General features: G+C 68.6%; 13 protein-coding genes. 6 read left to right on the forward strand and 7 right to left on the reverse strand.

Annotated elements, in window-relative coordinates; all coding sequences use genetic code 11:
• Positions 1-53 precede the first annotated feature (53 nt).
• Positions 54-1142, forward strand: a complete 1089-nt coding sequence (locus BKA16_RS14195; RefSeq protein ID WP_183371270.1) for a DUF6670 family protein — start codon at positions 54-56, stop codon at positions 1140-1142.
• A 139-nt stretch (positions 1143-1281) separates the two neighbouring features.
• Entirely contained in the window at positions 1282-3750 is a 2469-nt protein-coding gene (locus BKA16_RS14200) for an excinuclease ABC subunit UvrA (protein ID WP_183373075.1), read from the forward strand.
• 4 nt (positions 3751-3754) lie between these two features.
• On the opposite strand, the gene BKA16_RS14205 is transcribed toward BKA16_RS14200, so the two are convergent.
• Positions 3755-4315, reverse strand: a complete 561-nt coding sequence (locus tag BKA16_RS14205) for a TetR/AcrR family transcriptional regulator (RefSeq protein WP_183371272.1) — start codon at positions 4313-4315, stop codon at positions 3755-3757.
• Positions 4316-4433: 118 nt separating this feature from the next.
• Between BKA16_RS14205 and BKA16_RS14210 the strand changes: the two genes are divergently transcribed.
• Together BKA16_RS14210 and BKA16_RS14215 are read left to right on the forward strand one after the other, a co-directional pair.
• On the forward strand, positions 4434-5693 hold the full coding sequence (locus tag BKA16_RS14210; RefSeq protein ID WP_183371274.1) for an NADH:flavin oxidoreductase/NADH oxidase family protein: 1260 nt from the start codon (positions 4434-4436) through the stop codon (positions 5691-5693).
• Positions 5694-5799: 106 nt separating this feature from the next.
• Complete coding sequence (locus tag BKA16_RS14215) at positions 5800-6681, forward strand: crotonase/enoyl-CoA hydratase family protein (protein ID WP_183371276.1); 882 nt, start codon at positions 5800-5802, stop codon at positions 6679-6681.
• On the opposite strand, the gene BKA16_RS14220 is transcribed toward BKA16_RS14215, so the two are convergent.
• Positions 6635-7840, reverse strand: a complete 1206-nt coding sequence (locus tag BKA16_RS14220) for an MFS transporter (protein WP_183371278.1) — start codon at positions 7838-7840, stop codon at positions 6635-6637. The genes BKA16_RS14215 and BKA16_RS14220 overlap by 47 nt on opposite strands.
• A gap of 65 nt (positions 7841-7905) precedes the next feature.
• Here BKA16_RS14220 and BKA16_RS14225 point away from each other — a divergent pair, with 65 nt between their 5' ends.
• On the forward strand, positions 7906-8670 hold the full coding sequence (locus BKA16_RS14225) for an ArsR/SmtB family transcription factor (protein WP_183371280.1): 765 nt from the start codon (positions 7906-7908) through the stop codon (positions 8668-8670).
• A 48-nt stretch (positions 8671-8718) separates the two neighbouring features.
• Here BKA16_RS14225 and BKA16_RS14230 read toward each other — a convergent pair whose 3' ends face one another.
• The 4 genes from BKA16_RS14230 to BKA16_RS14240 all read right to left on the reverse strand — a co-directional run bounded on the left by BKA16_RS14230 (position 8719) and on the right by BKA16_RS14240 (position 11554).
• Complete coding sequence (locus tag BKA16_RS14230) at positions 8719-9567, reverse strand: PhzF family phenazine biosynthesis protein (protein ID WP_183371282.1); 849 nt, start codon at positions 9565-9567, stop codon at positions 8719-8721.
• Positions 9568-9656: 89 nt separating this feature from the next.
• Complete coding sequence (locus BKA16_RS14235) at positions 9657-10523, reverse strand: IS3 family transposase (RefSeq protein ID WP_343067426.1); 867 nt, start codon at positions 10521-10523, stop codon at positions 9657-9659.
• Positions 10520-10837 (reverse strand): transposase, encoded by a 318-nt coding sequence (locus BKA16_RS23905; RefSeq protein ID WP_246371777.1) that lies wholly within the window; start codon positions 10835-10837, stop codon positions 10520-10522. The genes BKA16_RS14235 and BKA16_RS23905 overlap by 4 nt, the downstream gene beginning before the upstream one ends.
• 168 nt (positions 10838-11005) lie before the next feature.
• Positions 11006-11554 carry a TetR/AcrR family transcriptional regulator gene (locus tag BKA16_RS14240; protein ID WP_246371779.1) on the reverse strand — a complete coding sequence of 183 codons (549 nt, stop codon included), beginning with the start codon at positions 11552-11554 and terminating at the stop codon, positions 11006-11008.
• A 213-nt stretch (positions 11555-11767) separates the two neighbouring features.
• Between BKA16_RS14240 and BKA16_RS14245 the strand changes: the two genes are divergently transcribed.
• The gene (locus BKA16_RS14245; RefSeq protein ID WP_183371286.1) at positions 11768-12154 is read left to right on the forward strand and encodes a DUF4345 domain-containing protein; all 387 of its coding nucleotides are present in this window, start codon (positions 11768-11770) and stop codon (positions 12152-12154) included.
• Between the two features lie 301 nt (positions 12155-12455).
• Here the strand turns inward: BKA16_RS14245 and BKA16_RS14250 are convergent, their stop codons facing one another.
• Positions 12456-13604: an FAD-dependent monooxygenase gene (locus BKA16_RS14250; protein WP_343067427.1), complete on the reverse strand. Its 1149-nt coding sequence runs from the start codon at positions 13602-13604 to the stop codon at positions 12456-12458.
• Positions 13605-13609 lie beyond the last annotated feature (5 nt).

Below are 13609 nucleotides of genomic sequence, written 5' to 3' on the forward strand. Positions count from 1 at the left end.
GATTTAGATGTGACTATCAGTTATATGAATATCGCCGATCGTGAGGAACCGCCGTGCGTCAGCCAGTCACCACCGCTCTCTCCGGACTGATCGCTGCGGCGCTGCCGCTGATCGACACACGAATGGCGGCGTCGGAGGCGCCGTACACGGGCACACCCGCCATGGTCCCGCACCGCGACTCGCGGGCCCAGGCGATGGTGCACTATGGAGTCTTCATCCCCAGACTGCCCGAGCCGTACCGCTACCTGAACACGATGACGCTGATCGGTGCGTCGGGCACCGAGATCTTCGACAACGACGCCCTCGCCGCACCGGACGCTCGCGACACGACGACGGTCTTCAGTTCGACGGCGCACGCGGACCAGACCTTCTATCGGTCCTATGACGCGGCGGCCGACTGCGAATTCGCCGCCGACGGATCGCACCTGGCCTGGGGTGAGGACCTCACGATCGACGTCGCCGACGGCACCGCGCACATCGTCGGGAGTTACGAGACGTTCGATGTGGACATCACCTCGACGATCACCGACCAGGTGTCGTACTTCGTCCGCACTCCGATCTACGACCACCTCAGTCTGCTGGCCCCGTTCACGGGCGCCATCACCGACGGCGACGGAGTCCACGAGGTCTCCGGACTGGGCACCTTCGAGTACGCGCATGCGATGACCCCGCAAGCACTGTGCGCTCGACCGTTGCCCGCCCGCTTCAAGCTGCCCGCCGACTTCTTCACCTACCAGGTGATCGAACTCGATGAACGCACACAACTGCTGCTCACGTGCGTGAGCGCCCGCGGGCGGATCATGTGCCTCACCGTGCACCTGCGAGTGCTCGGCGAGACCGCGCGTGTGTTCGACGATGTGAGCTTCGAGGTCCTCGACTACGCGGATCGGCCGTGCGTCGACCGATGGGGTCGGCAGATGCGTGTGCCCGCGCGCTTCCGCTGGATCGCTCGTGACGGCGGCGCCACGATCGTCGACCTGGAGGCCGTACCGGACTCGACCTGGCGGCCCGGGCATGGACGCGGATACGCCGGAGCCTACCGCTACCGTGGCCGCGCCTTCGGTGACGACGCGGCCGACACCGGCTACATCGAGTGGGTCGATGTGCAGAACGCGCCGCGTCATCGATGGAGCGGCCGCTGAGTCGGACGACGACGGCGCACGAGAGGGCCGCACCGGGCCGTTCGCGCGCACGGTGTCGCGGGGGTCGCGCCCGACCTGGAATGCTGGAACGGTGGGGAGCAACAGCGAACAGGCGCGGCGGCGTCACCCGCCCGAGACCATGCGGGTGCGCGGCGCGCGTGTGCACAATCTGCGGGGGATCGACGTCGACATCCCGCTCGGCGCGCTCGTCGGCGTCGCGGGGCGATCGGGGTCGGGGAAGTCGTCACTGGCGATGGGCGTCCTCTACGCCGAAGGATCGCGGCGCTATCTCGAGGCCCTGTCGACCTACACCCGGCGGCGCATAGGTCAGGCTCCGCGCGCCGACGTCGACTCCGTCTCGCATGTGCCCGCGGCCCTCGCGCTGCGCCAGCGGCCGCCGATGCCCGGCCCGCGGTCGACGTTCGGCACCTCGACGGAGCTGCTGAACGTGCTCCGACTGATGTTCTCGCGACTGGCGAGCCACGTGTGCCCGAACGGACACCGGCAGTCGCCGACCCTCGCCGTCGCCGCCGAGGTCCCGATCGTGTGCCCGACCTGCGGCGTGAGCTTTCTCGCCCCGGGCGCCGAAGCGCTGGCGTTCAACTCCGGCGGGGCCTGCCCGCACTGCGAGGGACTCGGCACGGTGCGACTCGTCGACGACACGACGCTCGTACCCGACGAGACCAAGACCATCGACGGCGGCGCCGTCGTCCCGTGGCAGATGTACGGCTTCCGCGTGCAGCCGCAGATCGTGCGGGAGATGGGCGTGCGCACCGACGTGCCGTGGCGGGAGCTGACCGCCCGCGAGCGCCGGACAGTGCTCGACGGTCCCGAAGTCAAGAAGCACATCGCCGTGACCTCGAAGAAGGGCGTCCACGATCTCGACTTCACGTTCCGCAACGCACGGCTGACCGTCACCGAGGAGCTCAAGCGGGCCGACACCGAGAAGCGACTGGCCAAGGTGAGCCGGTTCCTGTCCGAGCAGACCTGCCCGGACTGCGGCGGCACCCGACTCTCACCGGCCGCCCGCGCCCCGCGGATCGGCGACCTCGATTTGGCCGCGACCACCGCGCGTCCGCTGCACGACGTCGTCGAGTGGGCGAGCGCCGTCGCGGCGACCCTGCCGTCGGAGATGACCCCGATGGCCGACGTCCTCGTCGCCACGCTGCTCGGCATGGCACGCCGGCTGACCGAGCTCGGGCTCGGCTATCTGACACTCGACCGAGCCGGAGACACGCTGTCGACGGGCGAGCGGCAGCGCGTGCAGCTCGCACGCGCCGTGCGCAACGAGACCACCGGGGTGCTCTACGTGCTCGACGAACCGTCCATCGGCCTGCATCCGTCGAATCTGGTCGGCCTTCGCGGGGTGCTCGACGATCTCGTCGACGGCGGCAACTCGGTGGTGATGGTCGACCACGACCCGCAGGTGTTGCGCGCCGTCGATCACCTCATCGAGATCGGACCCGGCGCGGGCGCCTCGGGTGGGCGGGTGATCGCGCAGGGCGGTGTCGACCGGGTCGCCGCGACCCCCGGCTCGCAGATCGGCGGATTCCTCGTCGGCACCGAGTCGATCGTCGTCCGCGACCGGTGCTCACCGACCGCCGTCTTCGACACCGGTGCGCTGCGGATCGTCACGCGTCCGATCCACACCGTCCACGCGCTCGACGTCGAGATCCCCCGCGGCCGGTTGACGGCGGTCACCGGCGTGTCGGGTTCGGGCAAGACCACGCTGGTGCTCGACGCCCTGGTGCCCGCACTCCGCGGCGACCGGCCCGACCATGTCGTCGACGTCCACGCCGACGGCATCGACCGGGTGGACGTGGTCGACGCGACGCCGATCGGCATCAATGTCCGCTCGACGGTCGGCACGTACTCCGGTGTGCTCGACGATCTGCGCCGCACCTTCGCCCGACTCGACTCGGCGACCGCCGCGGGCCTGACGGCGTCGGACTTCTCGTACAACACCGGATCGCTGCGCTGCCCGCGATGCGAGGGCACCGGGCAGATCTCGTTGGACGTCCAGTTCCTGCCCGACGTCGACATCGACTGCACCGACTGCCACGGTCGGCGCTACGGACCGCAGGCGCAGGATCACACCCGCCCGTCCGCCACCGGGCGGGGGAGTCACTCGCTGCCCGATCTGCTCGCCATGTCGGTCGACGAGGCGATGCCGCATCTGGACGACGTCGCCAGGATCCGGAACAGACTCGCCGCACTCCACGACGTCGGGCTCGGCTACCTGACGCTCGGCGAGGCGACGCCCGCCCTCTCCGGCGGGGAGGCGCAGCGGCTGAAACTCGTCGCCGATCTCGGGCGCAGACAGGACGCCGCCCTGTTCGTCTTCGACGAGCCGACCGTCGGTCTGCATCCGCTGGACGTCCGGACTCTGCTCGGGGTGTTGCAGCGACTCGTCGACCAGGGCGGCACCGTCCTGGTGATCGAACACGATCTCGACTTGATCGCCAACGCCGATTACGTGATCGACATGGGCCCCGGCGGAGGCGTCGACGGCGGCCGTGTGGTCGCGACGGGCACCCCGACGCAGATCGCCGCCGACGAGATGAGCGTGACCGGCCGATTCCTCAGCGAGGTCGTGTCCGCCGGGTGAGGGCTCACGTCGGCACGTGCATCGCGACGAGGTCGGTCAGGCGAGCGCTCACCTGACGGAGGGGGACCACGGTCCGCTGCGCCTGGCAGGCGATGACGGCGCCCTCGATGGCCGACACCACGGTCACCGCGAGCGACTCGGCGACCTCCGGTGCGACGCCTTCGTCGACCATGCGCCCGGCGACCAGCGCGTACCACTCGGCGAAGACCGCGCCGGCGAGTTCGGCGGCGTCCTCCGAGTCCGCGCGCCCGAGGCCGGCCGCCACGATCGGACAGCCCGCTTCGAAGTCCGTGGACTCGAGCAGTTCCACCCAGACCTGAGTGAACAGCCCGATCGGATCGTCGGATGCGACGATGTCGGCGAGTGCCACGGCCATCGATTCGCCCGCCACCCGAGTGGCCTCGGTGACCAGTTCGGACTTCCCGTTCGGGAAGTTCAGATAGATGGATCGTCGCGCGGCGCCGCTGGTCGACAGGATCTCGGCGACAGCCGTGCCCGCGACACCGTGTCGGCGCATGAGCTCCGTCGTCGCCCTGATCAGCCGGTCCTTCACCGCCGTGGCCATCGCGGTCTCCCGTTCTCTCGTACGTCGCTTGCAGTATACCGGTCGGTCTCATATCCTGTTCGAGAATAGACCGATTGGTATATGAGACCGAACGGTCCGCAGATTGAGGAGTCGAAGCATGCCGGACACAACACTCGCTACACCGCTGCCTCTGCCGTCTGGGCAGATTCTGCCGAACCGACTGATGAAGGCGGCGCTGAGCGAAGGGCTCGCGGACGCGGCGGCGGGCCCCGATGAACGCCTCATACGCCTCTACTCCCGGTGGGCCGACGGCGGATACGGCCTGGTCCTGACCGGCAACGTGATGGTCGACGGCCGACACCTCGGCGAGCCGGGCAATGTCGTCGTCGAAGACGATCGCCATCTGGAAGCTCTCACTCGCTGGGCGAAGACCGGTCAGGACGGCGGCGCGAAGATCTGGATGCAGCTGAATCATCCGGGCAGGCAGGGCAATCCGCTCGCGGGATCGGGTCCGACCGTCGCTCCGTCGGCGGTCGGCGTCGCGATCCGCGGCGTGCCTGCACCCCGAGCCCTCACCGAGGAGGAGGTCCACGAGATCATCGCGCGATTCGCCACGTCGGCCGCGGTCGTCGAGGAGGCGGGCTTCGACGGCGTTCAGATCCACGGCGCACACGGATACCTGGTGTCCCAGTTCCTCTCACCGCTGAGCAATCGACGCACGGACGCCTGGGGCGGTGCGGTCGAGAACCGTGCCCGGTTCCTCGTGGAGATCATTCGCGCCGTGCGCGCGAGTGTCCGCCCCGGGTTCGGAGTGGGCGTCAAGCTCAACTCCGCGGACTTCCAGCGCGGCGGATTCACCGCGGACGATTCGCGGGCCGTCGTGTCGATGATCGCCGACGAGGCTGTCGATCTCATCGAGATCAGCGGCGGCAGCTACGAATCGCCTGCGATGGTGGGCCGTCCGGCGGTGTCGGCGAGCACCCGGGCGCGGGAGGCGTACTTCCTCGAGTACGCGACCGCGGTCCGCGAACTGGCCGGGACCGTTCCGCTCGCCGTGACCGGCGGCTTCCGGACCCGCCCGGCGATGGTCGAGGCCGTCGCCGACGGCGCCTGCGACGTCGTCGGGCTCGGCCGACCGGTGGCCCTCGACCCAGCGGCCGGACGCTCCCTCGCCGCCGCCGATGCCGGACCGCTCGTATCGCCTGCTCTGCGGTTGCCGGTGCCCGATCGGATCAAGCGCGTGATGCCGACGCTGAAGGCGCTCGAAGGCGTCCTCGACCTCCAGTGGCACACCGACCAGCTGCACCGCATGGGCGACGGTCTCGATCCCGATCCGGCACGTGCGCTGTGGCGCACAGCTGCCACGACGGTGCGGCGCAACGGCGTCGACGCGCTGCGGAGTCGCCGCGGTCGGTGAGTCCGCGGAGGACGCCCGACGATCCTGGCTCGGGCGTTCACGATCGGTCGGCGCCGACGCCGATCCCTCCTATGCGCGGCTCCACGCGCCACCGCACAATGGACGCATGAGCACCGAGTACACGACGATCACCTGGACCGTGGACGACGACGGAGTCGCGGTCCTGACATTGAACCGACCCGACAGTCTGAACGCGTTCGACCTGACGATGGCGCGCGAACTCGAACAGGTCTTCCTCGTCGACGCCCGCGACGACGAGGTGCGCGCCGTGGTGGTCACCGGTGCAGGCCGGGCATTCTGTGCCGGAATGGACTTGAGCGGTGAGGGCAACGTCTTCGGCCTCGACGAGTCGCTCCTGCCGAGCCCCGAGGAGTTCCGCGCGCACTACGACGAGGCGCCGTATCACGACGACGTACGCGACACCGGCGGCCGCGTGACCCTGGCGATCCACGCACTCGGGAAGCCGGTGATCGCCGCGATCAACGGCGCCGCCGTCGGCATCGGCGCGACGATGACGCTCGCGATGGACTTCCGCATGGTCTCGACCAGAGCGCGGATCGGTTTCGTGTTCGGACGTCTGGGCATCGTCCCCGAGGCGTGCTCGAGCTGGTTCCTCCCGCGCCTCGTCGGCATCCAGACGGCGCTCGAATGGGTGTACTCCGCCGACATCCTCGATGCGCGGACAGTGGTCGACGGCGGTCTCGCGCGCTCGGTCCACGAGCCGGACGAGCTGCTGCCCGCCGCGATCGCCCTCGCCCGCTCGTTCGTCGTCGACCGCTCGCCGGTCGCCGTGGCGTTGGCGAAGAAGCTGATCTATCGCAACGTCGGCGTCGCCACACCGCTCGAGGCTCATCTGTCCGATTCGCTGGCGATGTACTACACCTCGATCGGCGACGGTAAGGAGGGCGTCGCCGCGTTCCTGGAGAAGCGGACGCCGACCTTCACCGGTCGTGCATCGGAGCTCCCCGCGGTGTTCCCGGGCGACTGAAACCGAGGACGACCACCAGCGCGCCGCACAGCCACCAGAGACCGGCCACCGAGCCGGTCCGGGTGAGCAGTGCGTCGTCGCCGAGGCCGGAGGTGAGTCCGGCGCCGACGGCCACGCCCGCGCTCGTGCCGACCTGGCGCAACGCATTGTTGAGTCCACCGGCGAGACCGGGGCGCGCGGGCCAGGCAGCCATGGTCTCGCCGACGATTGCCGCGGTCATCAGGCCGAGTCCGACGCCGATGCCGAGGAGCCCGGGCACCAGTCCCACCAGACCGGACACCCGACCGAGAGTCGCCAGTCCGACGGCTCCGGCGACGAATCCGCTCGCGGCGACGGCGCGTCGTCCCCGGGCAGCGACGAGTCGGCCGGACATCGGCCCGAGGATCACGAACGGCGCGGTGCCGACCAGCAGCAGGGTGCCCGCCGGTCCGGGCGCCAGATGCAGGTCGTCCTGCATGTGCACGGTCACGACCTGCAGGGTTCCGTTGGCGCCGCTGGTCATGATCGCTGCGGCGACCACCGAGGCCGCAAGGGATCGCGGGCCGGTCGGACGTCCGTGTTCGCTTCGCGCGCGGCGCTCCGGAAGCAGGCGCCGAGTCCCGATCACGGCGACCAGTACGAGTGGGATGTCGATCCAGAACACCGCCCGCCAGTCGAACGCCGCGACCAGGCCGCCGCCGGCTCCCGGTCCGATCGCTGTCGCCACGGCGCTGACCCCCGACCAGATCCCGAGCGTGCGGGCCCGCGGCGCGGGGTCGGTCCAGGTGGTGGTCAACGCTGCCAGCCCGGCGGGAAGCATCGCCGCGGCGGCCAGTCCCTGCAGCAGGCGTGCGGCGAGAACCGCCGACCACGCCCACCCGACGGCGCCGAGCATCGAGGCGGCCGCGAAGACGAGCAGGCCGCCGAGCAGGACGCGGCGCGGTCCGATGCGATCCACGAGCCATCCCGCAGGCAGGAGTCCGACCGCCAGTGGCACCGTATAGGCGCCGACGAGCAGCGACCACTGATCGCGGCCGATCGCATACGCGCGACCGAGGCTCGGCATCGCCACGTTCATCGCGAGCACGTCGAGGAGCACCAGGAACATGGGTGCGCACAGCACGGTGAGGAGCAGGGGAGAGCCGCGGTGAACGGCGGTCGGTGTGGTGGATCTGTTCACACTCGACATGGTCGGCGCCGAATACTTCGACGCCGGCCGAAGTGTCGGGCCGCGATACTGGTATCATGCACGCTCACCCGGATCTGGCCGCCGTCGCCGAGTTGTTCGCCGACTCCTCGCGCGCCCGCATGCTGATGGAGCTCATCGACGGTGCGGCGCGACCGGCAGGCCATCTGGCGACGATCGCCGGGGTGTCGGCGTCGACGGCCAGCTCCCATCTCGCCCGCCTCGTCGAGGCCGAGTTCGTCACCGTCGAGACGTCCGGTCGCACCCGGCGGTACCGCATCGTCGACCCGCGGGTCGTCGCCGCGATCGAGGGGCTGCTGCCGCTGGCCCGCACGGAGCCGCCGACCGGGTTGACCGCGGTCCGCGCCTGGGACCGGCTGCGGGTGGCACGATCCTGTTACGACCACCTCGCCGGCGGGCTCGGCGTCGACGTCCTGGCCGGTCTCGTCGAGTGCGACGCCCTGGTCCGGATCGACGGTGTACCGGGCACCGGACTCGGATCGTCCGACGAACTGAGCTCGTCCGTGCCCGTCGCGCCCTACCGGGTCGGCCCCCGCGGAGCCGAGGTGTTCGGTGTGATCGGCGTCGACCTCGGTGCACTGAACGCCGACAGACGACCACTGATCAGGGCGTGCGTCGACTGGTCCGAACAGCGACATCATCTCGCGGGTGGGCTCGGCGCCGCCGTGATGACCGGGATGATCGGCCGAGGGTGGGTCGAGCGACGCACCGGTCGTCGGGATCTGCGTGTCATCGAGCCGGAGGCGGTCGCGGCGTGGTTGACCGGCGGGTCGGCTTCCGCTGACGCCTCATCCGCTCCGTGATCAGCCGATGACCTCGTCCGAACGATTCCTCGCCAGGCAGACCGCGGGTCAGATCCGCCGCGCGGTTCCGGTGACCACGATGCCGCCCGAGGCCGGTACCCGGACGCGAAGGAGACTCGGGCGGCCGACGTGCTCACCCTGGCGGATGACGAACTCGCCCCCGTCCGGAACGCGGTCGATCGCGCGGAGATACGCACCGGTCGACGCCGCCGACGATCCGGTGGCCGGGTCTTCGGTGATCCGACCGACCGGGAAGAGGTTCCGTGCGGCGAACGCGCCGTCTCCGAGGTCGTGCAGGACGGTGATCGTTCCCGCCCAGCCGTTCTCGTCGAGGAACGCGGCGACGGTCGGCGGCCAGAACCGGAACTGGTCGAACACGTCGCGGTCGCCGACGACGAGGACGGGATGCCAGTTCCCGGCGAAGGACTCACGGGCCGGAAACCTCGGATCCAGATCGGCCGCAGTGAGTCCGAGTGCGTCGAGCAGATCGGCGAGCACGTGATCGTCGAGGTCACGGACCCGTGGTTCGACGCTGGTGAACGACACCGCGATCTCGCCGTCCACCACGGACGCCTCGAGCGAGACGTCGCCCGCCGACGTGTGGAAGAGGTAGTCGCCTGCTCCGTGGCGTCCGGCGAGGACGGACGCCGTCGCCACCGTCGCGTGTCCGCAGAAGGGGACCTCGGCACGCGGGGAGAAGTAGCGGATGTCGACTTCGGAGCGACCCGCATCGCTCGCCCTGACCGACCGGACGAAGGCGGTCTCCGCGTAACCCACGTCAGCGGCGATCGCGAGCATCTCCGCGTCGTCGAGCGCGGACGCATCGAGCACCACACCCGCGGGGTTACCGCCGTGATCGGCAGCAGGGAACGCGGTCATGCGAAGGACGTCGGTCATGCGGCGAGCGTACGCGCGGACGCCGGGAGGCCGTCACCGCGGGCGTTCGTCGATGGGGTCTGCTGCACGGATAGGTGACAGTTTCGGTGTCATGCCGCGGTGAGCGCGGCGGTGTTGAGAATGGCCTCGAATTCGATAGGTGTCAACCGGCCCAGGCGGGCTTGCCGACGTCGGCGGTGGTAGGTCCGTTCGATCCAGGTGACGATCGCGATCCGCAGCTGTTCACCGGTGGCCCAGCGTTGGCGGTCGAGAACGTTGCGTTGCAGCAGCGCAAAGAACGATTCCATCGCGGCGTTGTCCCCAACAGCACCGACCCGCCCCATCGATCCGACCAGACCGTGCCGATTCAATGCGAACACAAACAAACTTCCGTGCACGGAATTGAGATCCCCTGTCCGAGTGGACAACACAACCGGCAACGCTGCCTCTCGGCGGGCGATGGCGTTGTTGAGCGCATTCACGGCCAGGCCGGACTGCATGCGGGAGTCGATGCTGTATCCGACGATACGACCGGAGCAGGCGTCTTTGATCGCGCAGAGATACAGTTTGCCCTCGTCGGTCCAGTGCTCGGTGATGTCGGTGAACCACAGTTGATCGGGTGCGTCGGCGGTGAAGTTGCGTTCGACCAGGTCGTCATGCACCGGCGGGCCCGGTGTTTTGCCGGCCCGGCCAGGCTTCTTCCCGAAGCTCGACCACCACCGATTGGCCGAGCAGATCCGCCAGGCCGTTCGTGAGCTCATCGGCTGACCAGCATGTTCTGCTTCATCGGCGAGGAACCGGTACCCGAACTCCGGGTCATCACGATGGGCGTCGAACAGGGCATCCGCCCGTTGCGCTTCGACACGATCAGAGGTGGTGACCGGGTCTTTGAGCCACCGGTAGTAAGGCTGGCGGGAGAGCTTAAGCACCCGGCACGTCACCGTCACAGGAATCCCAGCTTCGGCGAGCTCTGTCACGAGCGGGTAGAGCCTTTTCCCGGCAGGTTCGCCTGCGACAGATACGCCGCGGCTCTGCGCAGGACCTCATTCTCCTGCTCCAGCAACCGGATTCGCTTGTTCGCTTCCCGTAGCTCCGCCCACTGCCCGCTCGTCACCCCGGGCTTGTTGCCGTCGTCGATATCGGCGCGGCGCATCCACTTCTGCAAGGTCATCGGGTGCACCCCGAAGTCCTTCGCAATCTGCTCGATCGTCACACCGATTTCACGGTCCCGGGCAACCCGAACCACGTCATCACGGAACTCTTTCGGATAAGGCTTGGGCACGATGGTCATCCTTCCAGGCCGGCCTTCCCAGGCAAGCCAGATCAGATGTCACCTATCCGTGCAGCAGTCCCATGCTGTCCGAATCCATGCCGTCATCGGCGGTCGACGCACTACGTCGTCGTGGTGGCTCGCGGTACTGGTTTCGGCAGCGCCGGAGTGCGGGGGGGGCTGGCTATCTCAGTTAGAAGTGGCTCCACTGTGGCGGTTCGAGCTGTCCCCGCCTGCGTTGGCGGGCGGTGGGGTGTCGAAGTTGGCGTGCCGCCCGACGGCGGCGTCGAAGACGACCATGCACAAGGCGAGGTTCTCATCCGGCGATATCCGTTTGTCGAGGTAGGTGGAGAGCGAGCTCTCGCGAACGAACGCGATCCAGCCTGCGAACGCGACTTCAGCGGCGGCGCGATCATGGCCGTCGACGGCGACAGCACCGAGTAGCGAGTCGGCGACTTGACGGAAAGCCTGGTCAACGGGACGGCGGACCGCGGGATCCGCGGAGATCGAGCTTCGGTTGGCGGCGACCACCAGCGGCAGGTTTGCGGCATAGAAGTCGAGGTAGTCGCGGAGGAGTTGCTCGAGCCATGCGCGGGCAGTCGGCGCCGGCGATGCGGGGCGGGTGCGCACTTGCTGGTGCGCTCTGGACCAGATACCGCCGAACAGCTCGGCTTTGGTGGCGAAGTAGTGGTAGAGCAACGCGCGTGTGACCCCGGCATGTTCGGCGATCTCCTGCATGGATACCTCGTCGACGCCGCGTGCGCTGAACAGTCGCTCGCCGACGTCAAGTATCGCCTCTCGGCGCTGATCGGGTGTGAGGCGTCGTCTACGGGTGGGCATCTGGTCACTGTAGTCGCGTGTCAGGTGAGGTGTTGATGTCGACGCGGAGTGCGCGTACCGTCCTATTTTACATCTGTTGAATAGGAGATTCTGGTGAGGCGGATACTCAGCATGTGGCTCGCGGTCTTCGGAGTGCTGATGATAGGAATCGCGTTGGCGCACTTTCTATTCGGTCAGGTCACCTATATCGGTGGCGGCGAGGTCAACGCAACCATGGACTCCGACCTGCGCTTCCTCAATGTTCTGTTCGTGGCATACGGTGCCGCCTTCGTTTGGGCGTCGCGAGATGTCGTCGGCCGGGCCCGGGAGATCAATGTCCTTGGCCTGTTGTTCTTCGTCGGCGCCATCGGCCGCGTGCTGGCGTGGATCCTCTCGGGTGCGCCCACCCCGTTCTATGTGGCCATGCTCATCGTCGAGTTTGTGATCCCCGTTGTGCACTACTTCGCGCTCCGGATGCTGACGACGTCGTCACCGGCAGGCGCCCCGGCCTCTGGTTAGGTAGCAACCGCTGCAGCCTCGGAATCGCTTCCGAGCCGACGCCCGGATACTCGTGCCCGCCACCCGGGCGTCCGCCGGATCTTCGCGAACAACTCCACCTTCGATCCCATCATCGACCACCACCTGATTCGGCTCGTGAAAGTGAGTTCACGAGCAACCATCAGGTGGGCCAGACCAAACCGTCGCAACACCACCGGCGAGTCGCAAACGGGGCCAAGTCAAACCGTCGAGCCGGGGCCTACTCACGCTGTCACGACCAGTGCGGGCGCGCCGACTCCTTCTGCGAGGTCCGGCGGTGCACTCAGGCCTGCGGCGTCCAATCCTGCATCCGGGCCGACGTCGCCGACACGATGCGTGACGGTGCGATCGTCATGGCGGCGTCGCGCAACGAGGCCAGCGGTCCGGACGTCTGCATCACTCGCCCGAGGAGTCGAGCCTGACGTGCGATCCGGCGGCTGCGAGGCCGACGAACTGCGTCGTAGTCGGCGAGTGCGTCGGCGACCGCACCGGCAGTCGGAGCCGTGATGATCGGCCGTAGGCACCGCGCGAGGACTGCCGCGTCTTCGAGACCCTGGTTCGCGCCCTGGCCCAGATCCGGAGTCATGGCGTGTGCGGCGTCACCGATGAGCACCCTGCCGCCGAGAGCGTACGAGTCGAGCCGACCGCGCAGATACTCGATCGGCAGATAAGAGATCCGCGCGTCATCGGTGGTCGCGATCAGCTCGGGGATCGGATCGTGCCAGGAACCGAACGTCGAGCGGAGGACGTCGAGGCCGGGCCGCGCATCGAACGGCACAGACAGACATGCGAACCAGTAGACGCGGCCGTCGCGCAGCGGCGCGATGCCGAATCGCTGTCCGGCGCCGACGGTCTCGCCGCCGTCGCTCACGGAGACGGCGCGCGTGGTGATACCGCGCCAGGCGCCGTAACCCGCGTGATGAGGTGCCGCGGCAGCGGGCCACGCGGACCGCACGCGGCTGCGCAGTCCGTCCGCGCCGACGACGACGTCGAATCCGCCGATTCGGGTGCCGTCGGCGACCCTGACTCCGGTGTCGTCGGCCGAGTCGACGCGGACGCCGTGCCGAATGTCGATACCGTCGCAGGCAGCGACGAGCACTCGATGAAGATCGGTGCGGTCGACGATGCGCAGCTGTTCGGTGACTCCGGGTGTGAACACCGTCATCCAACGGCCGTCCGGACGCCGGGTGCCGCTGCGGCCGGGAGGCGGCGCATCGGCGGCGATCTCACGCACCGCGTCGCCGAGGCCGAGTGCGTCGAGTGCTCGGAATCCGTTGCCGAACATCGAGAGTCCCGATCCGGCCTCGGTGAACTCGGGGGCCTGTTCGAGGACCGTCACGTGCGCCCCGTCGCGGTGCAGTGCACTCGCGAGAGCCAGCCCACTGATACCGGCACCTACGATGAGGACCTTCATCGGCTCCGTTCTCCGCATGGAGA

The sequence above is a fragment of the Gordonia humi genome (assembly GCF_014197435.1).
GTDB lineage: Bacteria > Actinomycetota > Actinomycetes > Mycobacteriales > Mycobacteriaceae > Gordonia > Gordonia humi.

What these genes read in the sequence shown, in the direction of transcription:
- BKA16_RS14215 (WP_183371276.1), top strand. Translation starts at nt 5,800, where the DNA reads ATGAGCACCGAGTACACGACGATCACCTGGACCGTGGACGACGACGGA.
- BKA16_RS14200 (WP_183373075.1), top strand. Translation starts at nt 1,282, where the DNA reads ATGCGGGTGCGCGGCGCGCGTGTGCACAATCTGCGGGGGATCGACGTC.
- BKA16_RS14240 (WP_246371779.1), bottom strand. Translation starts at nt 11,554, where the DNA reads ATGCAGGAGATCGCCGAACATGCCGGGGTCACACGCGCGTTGCTCTAC.
- BKA16_RS14230 (WP_183371282.1), bottom strand. Translation starts at nt 9,567, where the DNA reads ATGACCGACGTCCTTCGCATGACCGCGTTCCCTGCTGCCGATCACGGC.
- BKA16_RS14210 (WP_183371274.1), top strand. Translation starts at nt 4,434, where the DNA reads ATGCCGGACACAACACTCGCTACACCGCTGCCTCTGCCGTCTGGGCAG.
- BKA16_RS14225 (WP_183371280.1), top strand. Translation starts at nt 7,906, where the DNA reads ATGCACGCTCACCCGGATCTGGCCGCCGTCGCCGAGTTGTTCGCCGAC.
- BKA16_RS14245 (WP_183371286.1), top strand. Translation starts at nt 11,768, where the DNA reads ATGTGGCTCGCGGTCTTCGGAGTGCTGATGATAGGAATCGCGTTGGCG.
- BKA16_RS14205 (WP_183371272.1), bottom strand. Translation starts at nt 4,315, where the DNA reads ATGGCCACGGCGGTGAAGGACCGGCTGATCAGGGCGACGACGGAGCTC.
- BKA16_RS23905 (WP_246371777.1), bottom strand. Translation starts at nt 10,837, where the DNA reads ATGACCATCGTGCCCAAGCCTTATCCGAAAGAGTTCCGTGATGACGTG.
- BKA16_RS14250 (WP_343067427.1), bottom strand. Translation starts at nt 13,604, where the DNA reads ATGCGGAGAACGGAGCCGATGAAGGTCCTCATCGTAGGTGCCGGTATC.